The organism is Pontibacter ramchanderi (genome assembly GCF_002846395.1).
Classification (GTDB): domain Bacteria; phylum Bacteroidota; class Bacteroidia; order Cytophagales; family Hymenobacteraceae; genus Pontibacter; species Pontibacter ramchanderi.
Genome location: NZ_PJMU01000003.1, coordinates 232,407 through 247,242, shown reverse-complemented (window position 1 = coordinate 247,242; position 14,836 = coordinate 232,407). Strand labels below are relative to the sequence as shown.

Sequence of the window (14,836 nt, the reverse complement as noted above, 5' to 3'; positions counted from 1 at the left end):
ACCAATCGGTTTTAAAATTCCTAATCAATTTACCAGTCGGGCTTGGTAGGGTCGGGCTTTCGGGTTGCTTTCTTGGGCAACTGCTGAATGTACTGCTGCTCTGCGCTGCGCATGGCTTCCAGCATCAGGCGTGCCTTTTCGGGGTTGATGTTGTGCTGCTGTAGCCGGCTGTTACGGGTTTGTGCCCGCTGCTCCGCATCGGAGAGTGGTTCAGAACTGCGACTGCGCTCCGGTCTTTTGGGGTCGAAGCTGCTATCGGGGTTCATGCCCTGCGTGTCGCCCGGTTCCTGGCCGCTGATCTCTTGTTTCTCTGACTGTTTACCGTTCTCTTTCCCGTTTTTCTCTTCACCAGCGCCGCCTTGTTCCTGTTGCTGGCCCTGGTCGTCTTGTTCAGGTTTTTCTACCTCGGCCTCCTGGTCCCCCTCGCTGTCGGGGTTTTTGCGCGGCTGCTCTACCTGTTCTTCTTCGTTTGGCTCCTGTTGCTGTTGGCTGGACTGCTGCTGCGCTGCCGGCTGGTCAGCAGGAAGTTGGTCTTCCTCCTCGGCTGCCTTGGCCAAATCCGGGCGTTCTTCCAATAGCTTTTTGATCAGCTCGTAGTTATACCTGGCAGCCTGATTTCCAGGCTCCACAATCAGCGTCTGGCGAAAGTAGGAGAGTGCCTGTTTGTATTTTTTGCTTTGGGCAGAAATGGCTCCAAGTTGCAGAAGCGAAACGGCCTTGATGTGGCGGGTAGCATGGTCGGCCAGCAAGGTATACTGTTGTTGTGCCTTCTGCATTTCGCCTAACCGGAAGTAGGCATGCCCCAGGTTCAGCCGCACCTGATCGTCCTGCACGTTCAGGTCATCGATGAGGTACTCGTACGAGGCCACCGCCTCGATAAAATCTCCGCGTTTGTAGGCTGCCGCCGCCAGGTTTGCATGCTCATTTAAGAGGGAGATGGACCGCAGACCGCCCGACAGAAATCCGATAAACAAAATAATCGCTGCCAGTGCTTTCATAGTCGGATCAGTTTCACGGTGATGAGTATGTCCAGCAGGATAAGAGCCAGTGCCACCGCCAGGGGATAAATGTACTTGTTGGCGGTTACGTCAATGGTCTTGCTTTCGCGCAGCTCACCCTCTATGTTATTGATGGCATTGATTAGACGGCTCACTTCACTGATGCGACCATTTACCTCGAAGTACTCGCCCTCTGTGGCATCTGCCAGCTGCTCCAGCCCCTCGGGGTGTAGCCGCGTAACAACAGGGTTGCCCTGCTGGTCTTTCTTAAAGGTGGCGCCCACCGGTATCTGAGCGCCGTCTGTGGTGCCGATGCCCAGCGCAAATACCCGTATGTTTTGTTCGCGTAGCCGATCTGCCCAGTCCGAGGTGCGTCCTCCGTAATCTTCACCGTCACTTATCAGCACCAGGATGCGTGCCTTTTGTTCGCTGGCTTCCGGCGAGGCCGCCTGCCCGAATTTCTGTGAGACAAGTTCCAGTACAGGTATAAAGCTGGTGCCTCCGTGCGGTAGCAGGCCGGTGCGCAACGTTTGGGTATAGAGTGTGAGCGCCTGCTGGTCGTAAGTGAGGGGGCTTTGCAGGTAGGCCTCCGAATCAAAAACGATCAGGCCGATACGGTCAGAATTAAAGCGGCTGATCAGCCTGATGATATCTCGCTTGGCCCGTTCCAATCGGGACGGCTGCACATCGTTGGCGTCCATGGAGGCCGAGAGGTCTACAGCAATGTAAATGTCTTTGCCAATGGTTTTGATCTCCTTTTTCATGGCGCCGAAAGAGGGGCCGAGAATAGCTATAATAAGCAACACCACATAGGCATGCCGCAGCATAAACTTAAACCAAACGCCGTGGGGCCGCTGCCCAAAAAAAGCGGACACACGGCGCACACGCCAGAGATAGCCGATATACAGCCCCAAAAAGAGGATGCCGAACAAAATCTCGAGTAAGGTTAGCGTTTGGTACCAGGTCATGTGATGCAGATTCGGGCAATGGCCCGATGACAAATATAAGAAAGGATAGCCAATGTGCCGGGCTTTTACGCACGGCTATAAGCAGATTCAGGTAGAGTTGGGGAGGTATGGATAATTTCAACGCGCAAAAGAGGCTGGCCGCGTAATTTTTTTTAAAAAAATATCGCTTCACAAAGCTGAATAGAATCAAGGAGTTAGTTTTTGAGAAGGCAGCTTAGGATCACTTAAGACAGGTTTGCCTGCTAAAATTTTGGCAGGTAGTATTGTGTGGGCAAATTTAATGTAGTATGTTTGCAATCTCTTCAGCAGGGAGAGACCCGGAGGGGTGGGTGAGTGGCTTAAACCAGCAGTTTGCTAAACTGCCGTACTGGAAACGGTACCGGGGGTTCGAATCCCCCCTCCTCCGCAAGCGGAAAAATAAATTGAAAAAGTTTTGACAATTTAAATTCTTCGCTTACTTTTGCACCGCGTTCAACAATAACAGTGACACAATCGCTGACCGGAGTTGAAAGCACAGTTCGGGGTGTAGCGTAGCCCGGTATCGCGCCACATTTGGGATGTGGAGGTCGTAGGTTCGAATCCTGCCACCCCGACTTAAAAATTTCGGAAGCAATTCCGAAATTTTTTGTTTAAGGGTAGAGCATCCGCTCTCCTAAGGACGCTGGTCTCGTAGCTCAGCTGGATAGAGCAACTGCCTTCTAAGCAGTAGGTCTTTGGTTCGAATCCAAACGGGATCACTTCAGCATCAAGCACTTACAAGGTAAAACTTGTAAGTGCTTTTTTTATTTGCACACAATTTATGCTCAGATCTTTTGCCTGTTTTTGATCAAAACAGAGGTAGACAAGCCTTCCCATTGACTTCTTTAACTATAAGTGCTCCTCTGGTCTGGAGGCCCCTGGGACTGTTTTTACAGAAAACCCTTCCAATCATTTTTGCCCGCACCGGGGCGGGCTCTTGACAGCATGTTCCAGCCAGACAGCCCTTGGCAGGTAACGCTCACAGCCTCCCAGGGCATCACATCAAATCAGGAACTTGGGCCTGTGGTTCCGGATCCTTGTAATACCAAAGGTCTGGAAACGCACATGCCATGGGCTTTTGCTAGTACGGGCAAAGGGCGTCTGCTAGAGTAGAATCCTTGCGAAGTGGTTGTCGAGGTGATTGCGCATGCCATTACGCAGCATCTCTGCCGAGCCGTGCTCGATGATGTCCACCAGCCCTTTATGGGAAACAAATTTCTTCACAGCGACTTCCTTTTTCAGGATACCGCTGCTGTGCGCGTAATCAAATACTGGCAGGAGCATTTTCTGAAACTTCTTAAGTGTTGTGTTGCCGGTAATATCATAGAGTTTGCCATGAAAATTAATTTCATGCTGAATCTGGAAGTGCATGGTGTCCGAGAGATCTGGTTCGTTGGACACGATTTCTTTTAACTCTTCGATATCCTCCTTGGTCACTCGTTCCATGATGAAATCGGCCATGCCGATCTCCAGCACCAGACGCAGTTCAAAAACCTCGCGCAGAGTGGCATTATCCAGCACTTGCGGAATCATCCGCTTCTCCAGCATTGCCAGTAGGTCCGGGTTGGTGATCACAGCACCTCTGTGGCGCTTGGATTCAATGAGCCCGACCATACGCAAACGCAGCAGAGCTTCTCTGATTACGGTGCGACTAACTCCCAAGCTGTTTGCCAACTCGACTTCCTTTGGTATTGCATCACCCACTTTGAAATTTTGCTGAATCAGTAATTCGATCAACCTCATCTCCACCTTGTCTACAAGTGAGCTGGTGTCTATTGTCTTAATCTTGTCAAAAAGATTTTCCATTCTATTATGTCTGACTTAAAAACGGTGCCTGCAAAGCCAGCACTATACAAATCTAACTAATATTTGGTTTCCTCAAAATGGATGTGTTAAGTTTCTGTTGCCTAATTGTTAAGAAAAGATTAGGAAATTAAAATTTAACTAAATAGTTTTAATATGTCATACTTAATACAACCTAAAATCTCACTATATGAAATTAAAACATTTACTCAGATTTGCCTTTCTGTGGCTAAGCTTGCTGCTTGGCCATGAGATGCTGGCGCAATCCACTACTACACGAGGCCGTGTTGTCTCAGCAGAAGACAGGCAGGGGCTGATAGGAGTCAGTATAAATGTAAAAGGCACTAACCAGGGCGTACAGACGGATGTAGAAGGTAAGTTTAGCCTGAAGGCTGCCGTAGGCGATGTACTTGTGGTAAGGTACCTGGGGTATGAGACACAAGAAGTCGCAGTAGCCAACGCTGCCCAAGAACTGCTGATACAATTGGTGCCTGCCTACGCCAAACTGGATGAAGTAGTGGTAGTCGGCTATGGGGAGCAGAGCAGGCAAACCCTTACAGGGGCTGTGTCCACGGTTGACGAAAAGGTGCTGCAGTCCGCTCCCCGCACTAATGTGGCTACAGCGCTGCAAGGTACAGTGGCCGGACTGCGTGTGCAGCAGACAACGGGCCAGCCGGGCTCTACTCCTGCTATATCGTTTCGCGGCGGAACCAGCTTTAACGGAAGCGGTTCTCCGCTGGTAATAGTAGACGGTGTTATCCTGCCTTCGCTCTATGGCATCAACGCAGAGGATATAGAATCAATCAACGTGCTGAAAGATGCGGCCTCTACTGCCATCTATGGCGCGCGTGCTGCCAATGGCGTGGTGCTGGTCACGACCAGGAAAGGGAAAAAAGGTCGGTCGCAGGTTACCTACAGTGTAAAGACGGCGCAGAACAATGTACGCCGGAATCCGCTGGAATACATGAGTGCAGAGGACTACATTATCTGGAACAGAAGAGGCCTGGGCAGCAGGTATGAGGCAGCTATGAAAGATAATAATATGGCAGAGGCCAACAACACACGGAATCAACTGACTGGTGCATGGGGTTGGGGGCTAAACTCCGCCTGGGCCTCGCCTAATGGCAAATACTCCACGCAACTGGTAAACAGCGGTAACAGGGCGCTGCTCAATGACCCGCAGTGGAACCTGCTGGTTGACAAGAACCCCTTTGATCCAAGCAAAATGGACAGTATCCTGTACCGCTCGATGTCACAGAGGGAGTTGGAAGACCTGATTCTGCAGCAAAGCACCTTACAGGAGCATTATATTAACTTTTCAGGAGGAAATGACAAGGGTACCTTCTCATTGGGAGTGGGTACAGTAAAAGATGTGGGGATGGTGGTTGGCTCTTCCTTAAGAAGGTATAACCTGAACTTCAACGGGGGACTGCATGTAAATGAAAACCTGAAGGTGAACCTGAACCTGGCAGCCTACAACGACAAAAACACGCCATCCTACCTGACAGCTGATGCGGGAGGTGGCTTGACCGGCGGCCTGATTCAGCGCTTTGGAGCCATTGCCCCTACCGTTCGCCTGACGCATGACGAAACAGGTGAGATACTCCCTGGTGTAGACGGCGGTACGCTGGGTAACCCGCTATACCTGCAGGATAAGTTTATGAACGAGACGAGGGAACAGCGCTTCTCTGGTGGCTTGAATCTGGAATACACCATTCTGCCTACGCTTCGGTTCAAAGGCTCCGCCTCAGGATTCATGCGCTATACTGCTTCCGAAAGCTTTACAAAAGCTTACCAGAATGGCACAGGAGGTGCGTTTATCTCCACCAGAAATGCTTCTTTCTCGCTTCCGCAGGCTAATCAGCATTCATACAATGGCTTCCTGGTATACGACAACAACTTTGGAAAGCATACGATCAGCCTGATGGGTGGTGGAGAGTATTTCGAGTCGCAGGGCACAGGCTACTGGGGCGCCGGCCGCAATGCGCCAACGGATTTTATCCCTTACCTTTCCGCCTCAACCGAGGCTGTGGGTATACCCTACTCCGCCTTCTCTTCCTGGCACCGGCTGGTGTCTGGCATAGGCCGTTTTACCTATGACTATGACTCACGCTACCTGTTGAACGTGAACATGCGTTACGACGGTACCTCGCGCCTGGCTGACAACCGCTACGGCCTGTTCCCAGGTATATCGGCTGGCTGGAATGTGCATAATGAGACCTTTTTCTCTAATTCTTTTATCAGCTCCTATGTCACTACCCTGAAGCCGCGCATCAGCTGGGGCCAGAACGGCAGCATCGAGCCACTCGGTGATTTTGCCACTGCGGCCACTTACAGCAGTACCGGCATATATGGCGGGAACGCAGGCTTTGCCCCTAACTTTCTGCTGAACACGGCCCTTAAATGGGAGCGGGCTTCCTCCCTGAACGTTGGCCTTGACCTGGGCTTGTTCGACAACAGGATCACCTTGATCGGCGATTACTTTGTGCGCGATATCTACGACAAGATCACTTCGCTTACAATACCCACCTGGACTGGCTATGGCAGCTTTACCACGAACCTGGGGCAGTTGCAGAACAGAGGGGTTGAATTGGAATTGCGGGCAAATGTATTGCGCCCAAGCCAGCCCGGAGGCTTTAGCTGGGACGTGAGCGGTAACTTCTATCATGTGAAGAATTACGTCAAAAAGCTTCCGGACAACGGGCAGGAACTCAACAGGCAAGGTACCATGCAGGTATGGGACCCGGCAACCGGTCAGTTAGTTCATGTGGGAGGTCTTCAGGAAGGCAAACGGGTAGGGCTTGATGAAATCTGGGCGCCCATCTATGACGGCATCTACCTGACGCAGGGTGATCTGGATAAAGACGCCAATTTGCATAATTCATACCTGCCTTACCGCGATAAAAAAGTAAAGCTCCTGGGCGACGCCCGCTGGCGTGATGTGGACGGCAATGATACCATTGACTTCCGTGATCGAGTGTATGTTGGAAGAACGATCCCAACAGTACAAGGCGGCTTCGCTACCAACTTCGGCTGGAAAGGCTTTAACCTGTATGCCCAGTTCGACTACGCACTTGGCTTTATGATCCTGAACCAGGCCAAGCTCAGAGGTTTGTCACAGGTACAGGGCTCGCAGAACGGCCCGGTGGATGTGAAGAACACCTGGCACCCGGACAACCCGAATGGTACGCTGCCACGCTACTACTGGGCTAACTACGGAAGAAACTACTTCCAGGACGCAGGCGGTGGTACCACCTCATTTGCTAATTTCTATGAAAAAGGTGATTACCTGGCAGTGAGAGAGATTACCCTGAGCTTTCAGGTACCCCAATCATTTTTACAGAATGTCCTCAAAGATAGAATTCAAGGACTCAGACTGCATGTGACGGGGACCAACCTGATGTATTTCACAGGTTACAGCGGTACTTTCCCTGAAGTAGGAGGGAATGATGTGGGCAGGTTCCCGCTTCCACGCACTGTTACAACAGGCCTGAATGTGTCACTATAGTAGACTTCTTAACTTAACAGATATGAAAAGTTATTTTACGAAAATAAAGTATGTACTGGGGCTTTCACTGGTCCTGTGCACGACAAGCTGTACAGATAAATTAGAAGAAGTGCAGCCTCAGACGGCGCTCAACAGAGACCTTATCCTGAAAGATCCGAATGCTGCCATGACCTTGTACTATGGCGTGTACGGCTCATTCAGAAACTACCATGGCACCCTGTTTCAACTTGGGGAAATGCGCTCAGAGATATGGGCGGATGGCCTGTTTACAGAATCAGAGGATGGTGGCCTGAGAAACTATTATACCCATAACATCAGCGCGAATATTGTACCGGCAGCCAACTGGGCTGGATTCTATGGTCTGCTCGATAAGGTTAACACCGTTATTAAGCTTTTTCCAATGACGCTTGTGCCTGCAGAGCAGCGTGACCGCGCCCTGGCCGAAATGTACGGGATGCGCGCCTATGTGTATTATACCATGCTCAAGACCTGGGGAGGCGTGCCATTGACCACTGAGCCTGTGACGGAAGTGAAGGGGCTTACCGACCTGTATAAGGAGCGGGCAACACCAGAAGCGATAATGGAGCAGATAAAATCCGATATTGAGCAGTCGCTTGCCTTGTTCAATGGGAACAACAGCATGACGAGTCGACGCATTTACTGGAACAGGGCAGCCACTTTGACCTTGAAAGGGGATGTATACATCTGGTCTGGAACGAACATGGGCGGCGGCGGCGCTGACCTGGCCACTGCACAGCAGGCACTGGAAGAAGTCACTTCAATTGCAGGGCTTGGTCTCCGGGCGAACTACGCCGATATCTTCAACCCGGCTATGGAGGCCAACAACCAGGAGATCATCTTTGCCCTGAGCTACGAAAAGAACGAAGCCACTGCTGGTGTGTACGGCAGCTTTATGGTGAACACAACGCAGGCCAGTACGTTGGTATTCGACCCGTTCACCGATCCTAAAATGGTCTCACAGGTTTATCCCTTTGTAGGGGGTGCCAGCAGAGTAGGGCTTTCAGAGGAGATGATCCAGAAGCTGAACGACCCGAATGACAAGCGAATGGCTACTACTTTCCGGATAATGCACCGAAATAACCCCCCTTCTTACCCGATTGCCGGTGTTCTTTTAACTAAATTTATCGGCAGAGTGGATGCAGGCATGCAGCTGTACGACACGGACTTCCCTATTTACCGCTATGCTGACGTGCTGCTATTGTTAGCAGAGTCTAAGGCAAAACTGGGGATAGATCCTTCCGAAGAGATAAACAAAATCCGTCAGCGGGCCTATGGAGAGAACTATACGCCATTCATCAGCGGCAGTCAGCAGGAAAACATGCAGGCTGTTCTGGAGGAGGACCTGAGGGAGTTTATTGGCGAAGGCAAGCGCTGGTGGTCGCTACGGCGTGCAGGCAATGAGTGGGTTTTTCGTTATGTGGACCCGGTATACCTGGCACCCGGACAAGAGTACAAGTTCTTGTTGCCAATCTCTGTGGGCATGCTCAACTCAGATCCTAAGCTTACGCAGACGCCGGGTTACTAAACCCTAGTTTATTCATGTTTCCCCGCTGTCCCGGCAGGAAAGTTCCTCCCCGGGACAGCGGGGAATTAAATAAAAAAGTAAAAACAGATTCGAATAAAAATACCTGAATGAACATAACACACCTGCACGGGCTCATAGCAGCTCCTTTTACACCGATGCATCCGGATGGCCGCTTAAACACAGAACAGATTCCCGCTTACTACAACCTGCTGAAAGCAAATGGGAACATCGGTGCCTTTATATGCGGTTCAACCGGCGAGGGGGTATCGCTTACGCTGGCTGAAAAGAAGGAAGTTGCGGCTGCATGGGCGGCAGCCGCAGCGGGAGATGATAATTTTAAAATCATTACCTTAGTAGGTGGCACCTGCCTGCAGGATGCCATCGACCTGGCGCAGCACGCCCAGCGCTTAGGCCTGTATGCAGTGTCCTTTACGGCACCCTCCTATTTCAAACCAGCCAATGTGCAGTTGCTGGCGGCTTGCTGCAGTGCGGTAGCCGCCGCCGTGCCCGATATGCCCTTTTATTATTATCACATTCCGGTGCTCACTGGCGTCAATTTTCAAATGATTGACTTGCTGGCGGAGGTGAATGGACACATCCCGAACTTTGCCGGAATCAAGTATACGCATGAAGACTTTATGGATTTCCTGGAGTGTCTGCAATTTGAAGACGGGAAATACGATATGCTTTGGGGTCGGGATGAAAACCTGCTGTCGGCGCTCGTGCTTGGGGCGAAAGGCGGTGTAGGCAGTACCTACAATTACGCTGCCCCTCTGTATTCGGCGCTCATCGAGGCCTATGACCAGGGTGACATGGTTAAAGCCCGTCAGTTGCAGAAGCAGTCGATCGATATGATCCGGCTACTGGGTAAGTATGGCGGCATCGCGACAGGCAAAGCCTACATGAAACTGGTCGGGCTGGACTGTGGCGAGTTCCGGTTACCAGTACGCAACATGAGTACTGACCAATTTAAAGCTTTTGCCGCCGATGTGGCAGCCTTGGGATTTGATGCGTATTGTTCACGCTCCACGGTTTTAAAACCTGCATAACACTGACCTATGAAGCATATCCTTGTCATACTTCTTTTCTTCTGTTGCGCTTCTGTGGCTAGGGCGCAACAGAAATCGCTTGAAAGCATGCACTGGTCATTTATCGCACCTATCCCTGCAGCGCCGGAGCAGCCTATACAGGCCGGACTCGCTGGAGCGGCAGGAGGCGTGCACAACAATGCGCTGTTGGTGGCTGGTGGTGCAAACTTTCCGGAGGCCCTGCCTTGGGAGGGAGGCAAAAAGAAGTATTGGCAGGATATCTTCGTTTTACTCAAAAATGAGAAAGGAGATTATGTCTGGCATTCTCAGTCTTTCAAACTGCCCGAGCCTTTAGGCTATAGTGCCAGTGTGGCTACCAGTCAAGGTATACTGAGCATCGGGGGAGAAAACGAGCAGGGCATCCAGAATACCGTGCAGTTGCTGCAGTGGAGCCCCGGGAGCAAAGAAGTAACCGTGACGCCAATGCCTGACCTGCCGCTGCCGCTTACCAACGCTGCCGCCACCTTGATGGGGAGCCAGGTATACGTTGCCGGTGGCGAAACAACAGGGAGGACCTCTAACGCATTTTACCGGCTGGACATATCAGCCCCAGCCAAAGGCTGGGAGAAACTGCCGGACCTGCCAACGGCGCTGTCGCATGCGGTAGCAGTGGTGCAGTCCAATGGTGAGTATCCGGTGCTATACCTGATAGGAGGCAGGACCCAATCCCCGACCGGCGTCAGCGAGCTGCATGGCACTACGTTTAGCTTTGATCCTAAAAAGAACGAGTGGAAGCGGCTCAGCACCATTTCAGACGGAAGAGGAAATGAGACTACGCTTTCTGCCGCAACCGGCCTGGCTACCGGGGCCAATTACATTCTGGTATTCGGGGGGGACAAAGGGAATATTTTCACACAGATCGAGCAGTTGAATGCGGCAATCGCCAAAGCAACAGATGAAGCCGAAAAACAGCAGTTGCAGGCAAGCAGGCTCAAACTGCAGACCGTGCACGATGGTTTTAGCAGGGATGTATACCTCTACAATACCGTTACCGACACCTGGACTAAAACCGACCAGCTCCCTTACGCGCCGGTTACTACGTTTGCCGCCAGGTGGGACAACGACGTGTTGATTCCATCGGGTGAGATCAGACCAGGTGTGCGCACGCCTGATATTCTGAAAGGAAGCCTGGTCCCACAGCAGTATTTTGGCTGGCTGGATTATGTGGTGGTAGTGTTATACCTGCTGCTGATGGTCGGTATCGGGCTCTGGACTTCCAGACACCAGGATACCACCGATGACTATTTCCGTGGCGGGCAGCGCATTCCGGCCTGGGCGGCAGGTCTGAGTATTTATGGTACGCAGCTTAGCGCCATTACTTTCATGTCGATTCCTGCCAAAACTTACGCCACCAACTGGAACTACTTCATCCTGCAGATCACCATTATCCTGGTAATCCCTGTCATCACAACCTATTTTATACCTTTCTACCGAAGGTTACAGATAACCTCGGCATATGAGTACCTCGAGCAGCGCTTTAATTACACGGCACGTGCGATGGCCTCACTCCTGTACATTATGCTGCAGATGGGCAGACTGGCCATTGTGCTGTTGCTGCCAAGTCTGGCGCTGACATTGGTAACGGGTATTAACGTAAACTTCTGCATTTTGCTGATGGGTGCGATCACGATCTTTTATACCATGAAGGGGGGTATTGAGGCCGTGATCTGGACGGACGTAGCGCAAGTGGTCATCCTGCTGGGAGGGGCGCTGCTTTGCCTGGTCATGATCCCGCTGCAACTGGAAGGCGATGCGGCCACTATCTGGCAAACGATCCAGGACAACGATAAACTGGATATCCTTAACACGACCTTCACCTTCAACGAACCGACGCTTTGGGTAGTACTGCTGGGCGGGCTGGCCATCAATGTAATCTCTTACGGCACCGATCAATCGGTGGTGCAACGCTATATCACTACCCGCGATGAAGCTGCCGCTAAGCGGAGCATGCGACTGGGCGCCTGGATGGCGCTGCCCTCAGCCTTGATCTTCTTTTCGATTGGTACCTTGCTCTATTTGTTTTTCAAGGAGCACCCCGAGAAAGTGAACTATCAGCTGCAAAGCCAGGATGCGATTTTCCCATGGTATATCGTGCGGGAGTTACCCGCCGGCATTACAGGTTTGCTGATTGCTGCTGTTTTTGCCGCGGCCATGTCTACACTGAGCAGCAGCATGAACTCCGTAACTACCGCTTTGATCACAGATTTCTACAGAAGGTTCTATCCTCGTAAATCGGAGAAGAATTACCTGACGGCAGCAAAGGCGCTAACGCTGACGATCGGAATACTCGGTACCTCCCTGGCGCTGGTCATGGCGCAGTGGGGCATCTCTTCACTCTGGGATCAGTTCAATATGATCCTTGGCTTGTTTACAGGCGGACTGGGAGGCTTGTTTGTGCTCGGTATCTTCACGAAACGCGCCAATGCCCGGGGGGCAATTACGGGCTTGCTGCTGAGCGGGTTGGTACAGTTTTACATCAGCCAGTATACCCAGATCAACCTGTTGCTGTATGCATTCACCGGGCTGGTATCTTGTGTAGTGTTTGGCTATGTATTCAGCCTACTGTTCGGGGGGCAGGACAAAAACACGGATGGGCTAACGATGCACGGGGAGGAGGTACCTGCTGCGGCATGGAGGAATCGCAAAACCCTGGAAAAGACACATTAGTTTTTGAGCTTGCTCGTCAAACGATGGCATCCAGCAATAAAATAAACATTTGCAACGTGCAGGAGATGATCCGATAAACAACTGCTATACCCTTGCTAGGATATAAATGCGGGCAAAGGTATAGTTTACTTACGCTGTCATGATTCGCTATATTCTGTTTTACCTGCTTTGTATGTGCGCTATACCTGGTTATGCCACTCAAAGCTCAACAAAGTTGAAAGTGGCCTGCATCGGGAACTCCGTGACCTATGGCTATGGCTTGCAAAACAGGGAACAGGAGGCGTACCCGGTGCAGCTTCAGCAGCATTTAGGAGCAGGGTATGAAGTGGCAAATTTCGGGCTGAGCGGGGCCACGCTGCTGCGCAAGGGGCACCGGCCGTACACGCAAACACAGCAGTACCGCGACGCCATCACCTTCAGGCCCGATATCGCCGTCATCCATCTGGGTCTTAACGACACCGATCCACGCAACTGGCCGAACTACCGCGATGAGTTCGCCGCCGATTATTATCACCTGATCGACACGCTGCGTGCCGCAAACCCCAGGGTGCGCATTGTCATTTCCCGGCTCACGCCCATCTTTTCGGGCCATCCCCGTTTCAAATCCGGCACCCGCGACTGGTTCTGGCAGATACAGGAGCGCATCCCCCTGATTGCCCAGAGCAGAGGGGTGGAACTGATCGACCTGCACACGCCCCTGCACAGGCGCCCCGACCTGTTCCCGGACAACTTGCACCCCACAGCCGAGGGGGCGGCCTTGATAGCAGCAACAGTAGCAGCGCACCTGACGGGCAGGTATGGCGGACTACAGCTGGCACCCGTGTTTACAGACCATATGGTGCTGCAACAGCGGCTGGTGCTGCCCGTGTATGGCATAGCCGATGCCGGCCAGGAAGTGGTGGTGAGATTCGGCAATGAGACAAGAAAAGCCACAACCGGAGCAGATGGACGCTGGAGGGTTGAGCTGTCGCCTCAGAAGGCAGGAGGTCCTTTCCAGATGGAGGTTAGCACGACGGATAAAAAGATACTCGTGCAGGACATACTGGTAGGAGAGGTGTGGCTTTGTTCGGGGCAGTCCAACATGGCCTTTCCGCTGAAGGCATCGCAGGAAGGACGCCGAGAGATGCGGCAGGCGCAACAGACAGCTGACATTCGCCTGCTGCACATGAAACCGCTTGCCGAAACAGGCAACTTTGTCTGGGACTCCACCACGCTTCGCAAAGTAAACCAGCTGGCGTACTTCTCGGGCACCTGGCAGCGCTGCGACTCCACCGCGGCCGGAGAGTATTCTGCGGTGGCTTTCCATTTCGGCAAGCAACTGCGCGAACGGCTAAAGGTGCCTGTCGGGCTGATACAGGTGGCTGTGGGAGGTTCCACTACGGAGTCGTGGATTGACCGCCATACCCTGGAGCACCACCCCCAATTGGTGGACATGCTGCACAACTGGCGCAGCTCCGACTTTGTGATGGGCTGGGCCAGGGAGCGGGCGGGTGTGAACACCCAGGGAACTGCCAATGCGAAGCAGCGGCACCCCTATGAGCCTGCCTACAACTTCGAGGCAGGTATAGCGGCGCTCACGCTATTTCCCATCAAAGGCGTGATCTGGTACCAGGGCGAGAGCAATGCGCATAACACAGAGTTGCACGAGGAATTGTTCAGGACGTTGGTTCGCGGCTGGCGCGAAAAGTGGGGGGGTGATATTCCCTTCTACTATGCCCAGCTCTCCAGTATCGACCGTCCGGGCTGGCAGCACTTCCGTGACAGTCAGCGCAGGCTGCTTTCGCAACTGAAAAACACCGGTATGGCCGTAACCAGCGATCTGGGTGATTCGCTTGACGTGCACCCGACTCAGAAGCGGCAGGTGGGGAATCGGCTGGCTGCCTGGGCGTTGGCCAACACGTACAGGCAACGCGTGCCCTATAGCGGGCCACTCTTCGACAAGGCCAGGTTTGTCGGTCAGCAGGCGGTATGCTCGTTTGAGCACGCGAAGGGCCTGCGTGCCAGCGACGGTACAGTGTTGCGCGGTTTTGAGGTGGCGGGCAGTGACATGGTGTTTCATAAGGCGAGTGCCGAGATCCGTGGCAGCCAGGTATGGGTGTCAGCAGAGAAGGTGCCCGCACCGAAGTATGTACGCTACGCCTGGGAGCCCTTTACCAGAGCCAATCTTGTCAACAAAGCTGGTTTCCCTGCCTCCACCTTCACTAGTTTCACAACCCGAAGCGAATAAGATTATCTATTTA

Annotated in this window: 8 protein-coding genes and 3 tRNA genes; 8 read left to right on the top strand and 3 right to left on the bottom strand. The window is 52.4% G+C overall.

The annotated features are described in order from the left end of the window. Positions 1–29 precede the first annotated feature (29 nt). Both BD749_RS13655 and BD749_RS13650 read right to left on the bottom strand, forming a co-directional pair. Positions 30–998, bottom strand: coding sequence for a tetratricopeptide repeat protein (locus BD749_RS13655; RefSeq protein ID WP_101445215.1), 969 nt, complete (start codon positions 996–998; stop codon positions 30–32). Continuing rightward, complete coding sequence (locus BD749_RS13650) at positions 995–1,966, bottom strand: VWA domain-containing protein (protein ID WP_101445213.1); 972 nt, start codon at positions 1,964–1,966, stop codon at positions 995–997. The genes BD749_RS13655 and BD749_RS13650 overlap by 4 nt, the downstream gene beginning before the upstream one ends. Positions 1,967–2,285: 319 nt before the next feature. On the opposite strand from BD749_RS13650, the gene BD749_RS13645 reads away from it, so the two are divergent. The 3 genes from BD749_RS13645 to BD749_RS13635 all read left to right on the top strand — a co-directional run bounded on the left by BD749_RS13645 (position 2,286) and on the right by BD749_RS13635 (position 2,703). Continuing rightward, positions 2,286–2,372, top strand: a tRNA-Ser gene (locus BD749_RS13645). A 113-nt stretch (positions 2,373–2,485) separates the two neighbouring features. After that, positions 2,486–2,559: transfer RNA gene (locus BD749_RS13640), tRNA-Pro, on the top strand. A gap of 70 nt (positions 2,560–2,629) precedes the next feature. Further along, positions 2,630–2,703: transfer RNA gene (locus tag BD749_RS13635), tRNA-Arg, on the top strand. A gap of 385 nt (positions 2,704–3,088) precedes the next feature. Here BD749_RS13635 and BD749_RS13630 read toward each other — a convergent pair. Further along, entirely contained in the window at positions 3,089–3,790 is a 702-nt protein-coding gene (locus BD749_RS13630) for a FadR/GntR family transcriptional regulator (protein WP_101445210.1), read from the bottom strand. 187 nt (positions 3,791–3,977) lie between these two features. Here BD749_RS13630 and BD749_RS13625 point away from each other — a divergent pair, with 187 nt between their 5' ends. The 5 genes from BD749_RS13625 to BD749_RS13605 all read left to right on the top strand — a co-directional run bounded on the left by BD749_RS13625 (position 3,978) and on the right by BD749_RS13605 (position 14,823). Beyond that, on the top strand, positions 3,978–7,295 hold the full coding sequence (locus BD749_RS13625) for a SusC/RagA family TonB-linked outer membrane protein (RefSeq protein ID WP_218972555.1): 3,318 nt from the start codon (positions 3,978–3,980) through the stop codon (positions 7,293–7,295). A 22-nt stretch (positions 7,296–7,317) separates the two neighbouring features. Beyond that, positions 7,318–8,841, top strand: a complete 1,524-nt coding sequence (locus BD749_RS13620; RefSeq protein ID WP_101445208.1) for a RagB/SusD family nutrient uptake outer membrane protein — start codon at positions 7,318–7,320, stop codon at positions 8,839–8,841. Between the two features lie 107 nt (positions 8,842–8,948). Beyond that, entirely contained in the window at positions 8,949–9,890 is a 942-nt protein-coding gene (locus tag BD749_RS13615; protein ID WP_101445206.1) for a dihydrodipicolinate synthase family protein, read from the top strand. 9 nt (positions 9,891–9,899) lie between these two features. Next, complete coding sequence (locus BD749_RS13610; RefSeq protein WP_218972554.1) at positions 9,900–12,596, top strand: sodium:solute symporter family transporter; 2,697 nt, start codon at positions 9,900–9,902, stop codon at positions 12,594–12,596. Positions 12,597–12,735: 139 nt separating this feature from the next. Beyond that, positions 12,736–14,823, top strand: coding sequence for a GDSL-type esterase/lipase family protein (locus BD749_RS13605; RefSeq protein ID WP_101445204.1), 2,088 nt, complete (start codon positions 12,736–12,738; stop codon positions 14,821–14,823). Positions 14,824–14,836: the final 13 nt, after the last annotated feature.

What these genes read in the sequence shown, in the direction of transcription:
- BD749_RS13655 (WP_101445215.1), bottom strand. Translation starts at nt 998, where the DNA reads ATGAAAGCACTGGCAGCGATTATTTTGTTTATCGGATTTCTGTCGGGC.
- BD749_RS13650 (WP_101445213.1), bottom strand. Translation starts at nt 1,966, where the DNA reads ATGACCTGGTACCAAACGCTAACCTTACTCGAGATTTTGTTCGGCATC.
- BD749_RS13630 (WP_101445210.1), bottom strand. Translation starts at nt 3,790, where the DNA reads ATGGAAAATCTTTTTGACAAGATTAAGACAATAGACACCAGCTCACTT.
- BD749_RS13625 (WP_218972555.1), top strand. Translation starts at nt 3,978, where the DNA reads ATGAAATTAAAACATTTACTCAGATTTGCCTTTCTGTGGCTAAGCTTG.
- BD749_RS13620 (WP_101445208.1), top strand. Translation starts at nt 7,318, where the DNA reads ATGAAAAGTTATTTTACGAAAATAAAGTATGTACTGGGGCTTTCACTG.
- BD749_RS13615 (WP_101445206.1), top strand. Translation starts at nt 8,949, where the DNA reads ATGAACATAACACACCTGCACGGGCTCATAGCAGCTCCTTTTACACCG.
- BD749_RS13610 (WP_218972554.1), top strand. Translation starts at nt 9,900, where the DNA reads ATGAAGCATATCCTTGTCATACTTCTTTTCTTCTGTTGCGCTTCTGTG.
- BD749_RS13605 (WP_101445204.1), top strand. Translation starts at nt 12,736, where the DNA reads ATGATTCGCTATATTCTGTTTTACCTGCTTTGTATGTGCGCTATACCT.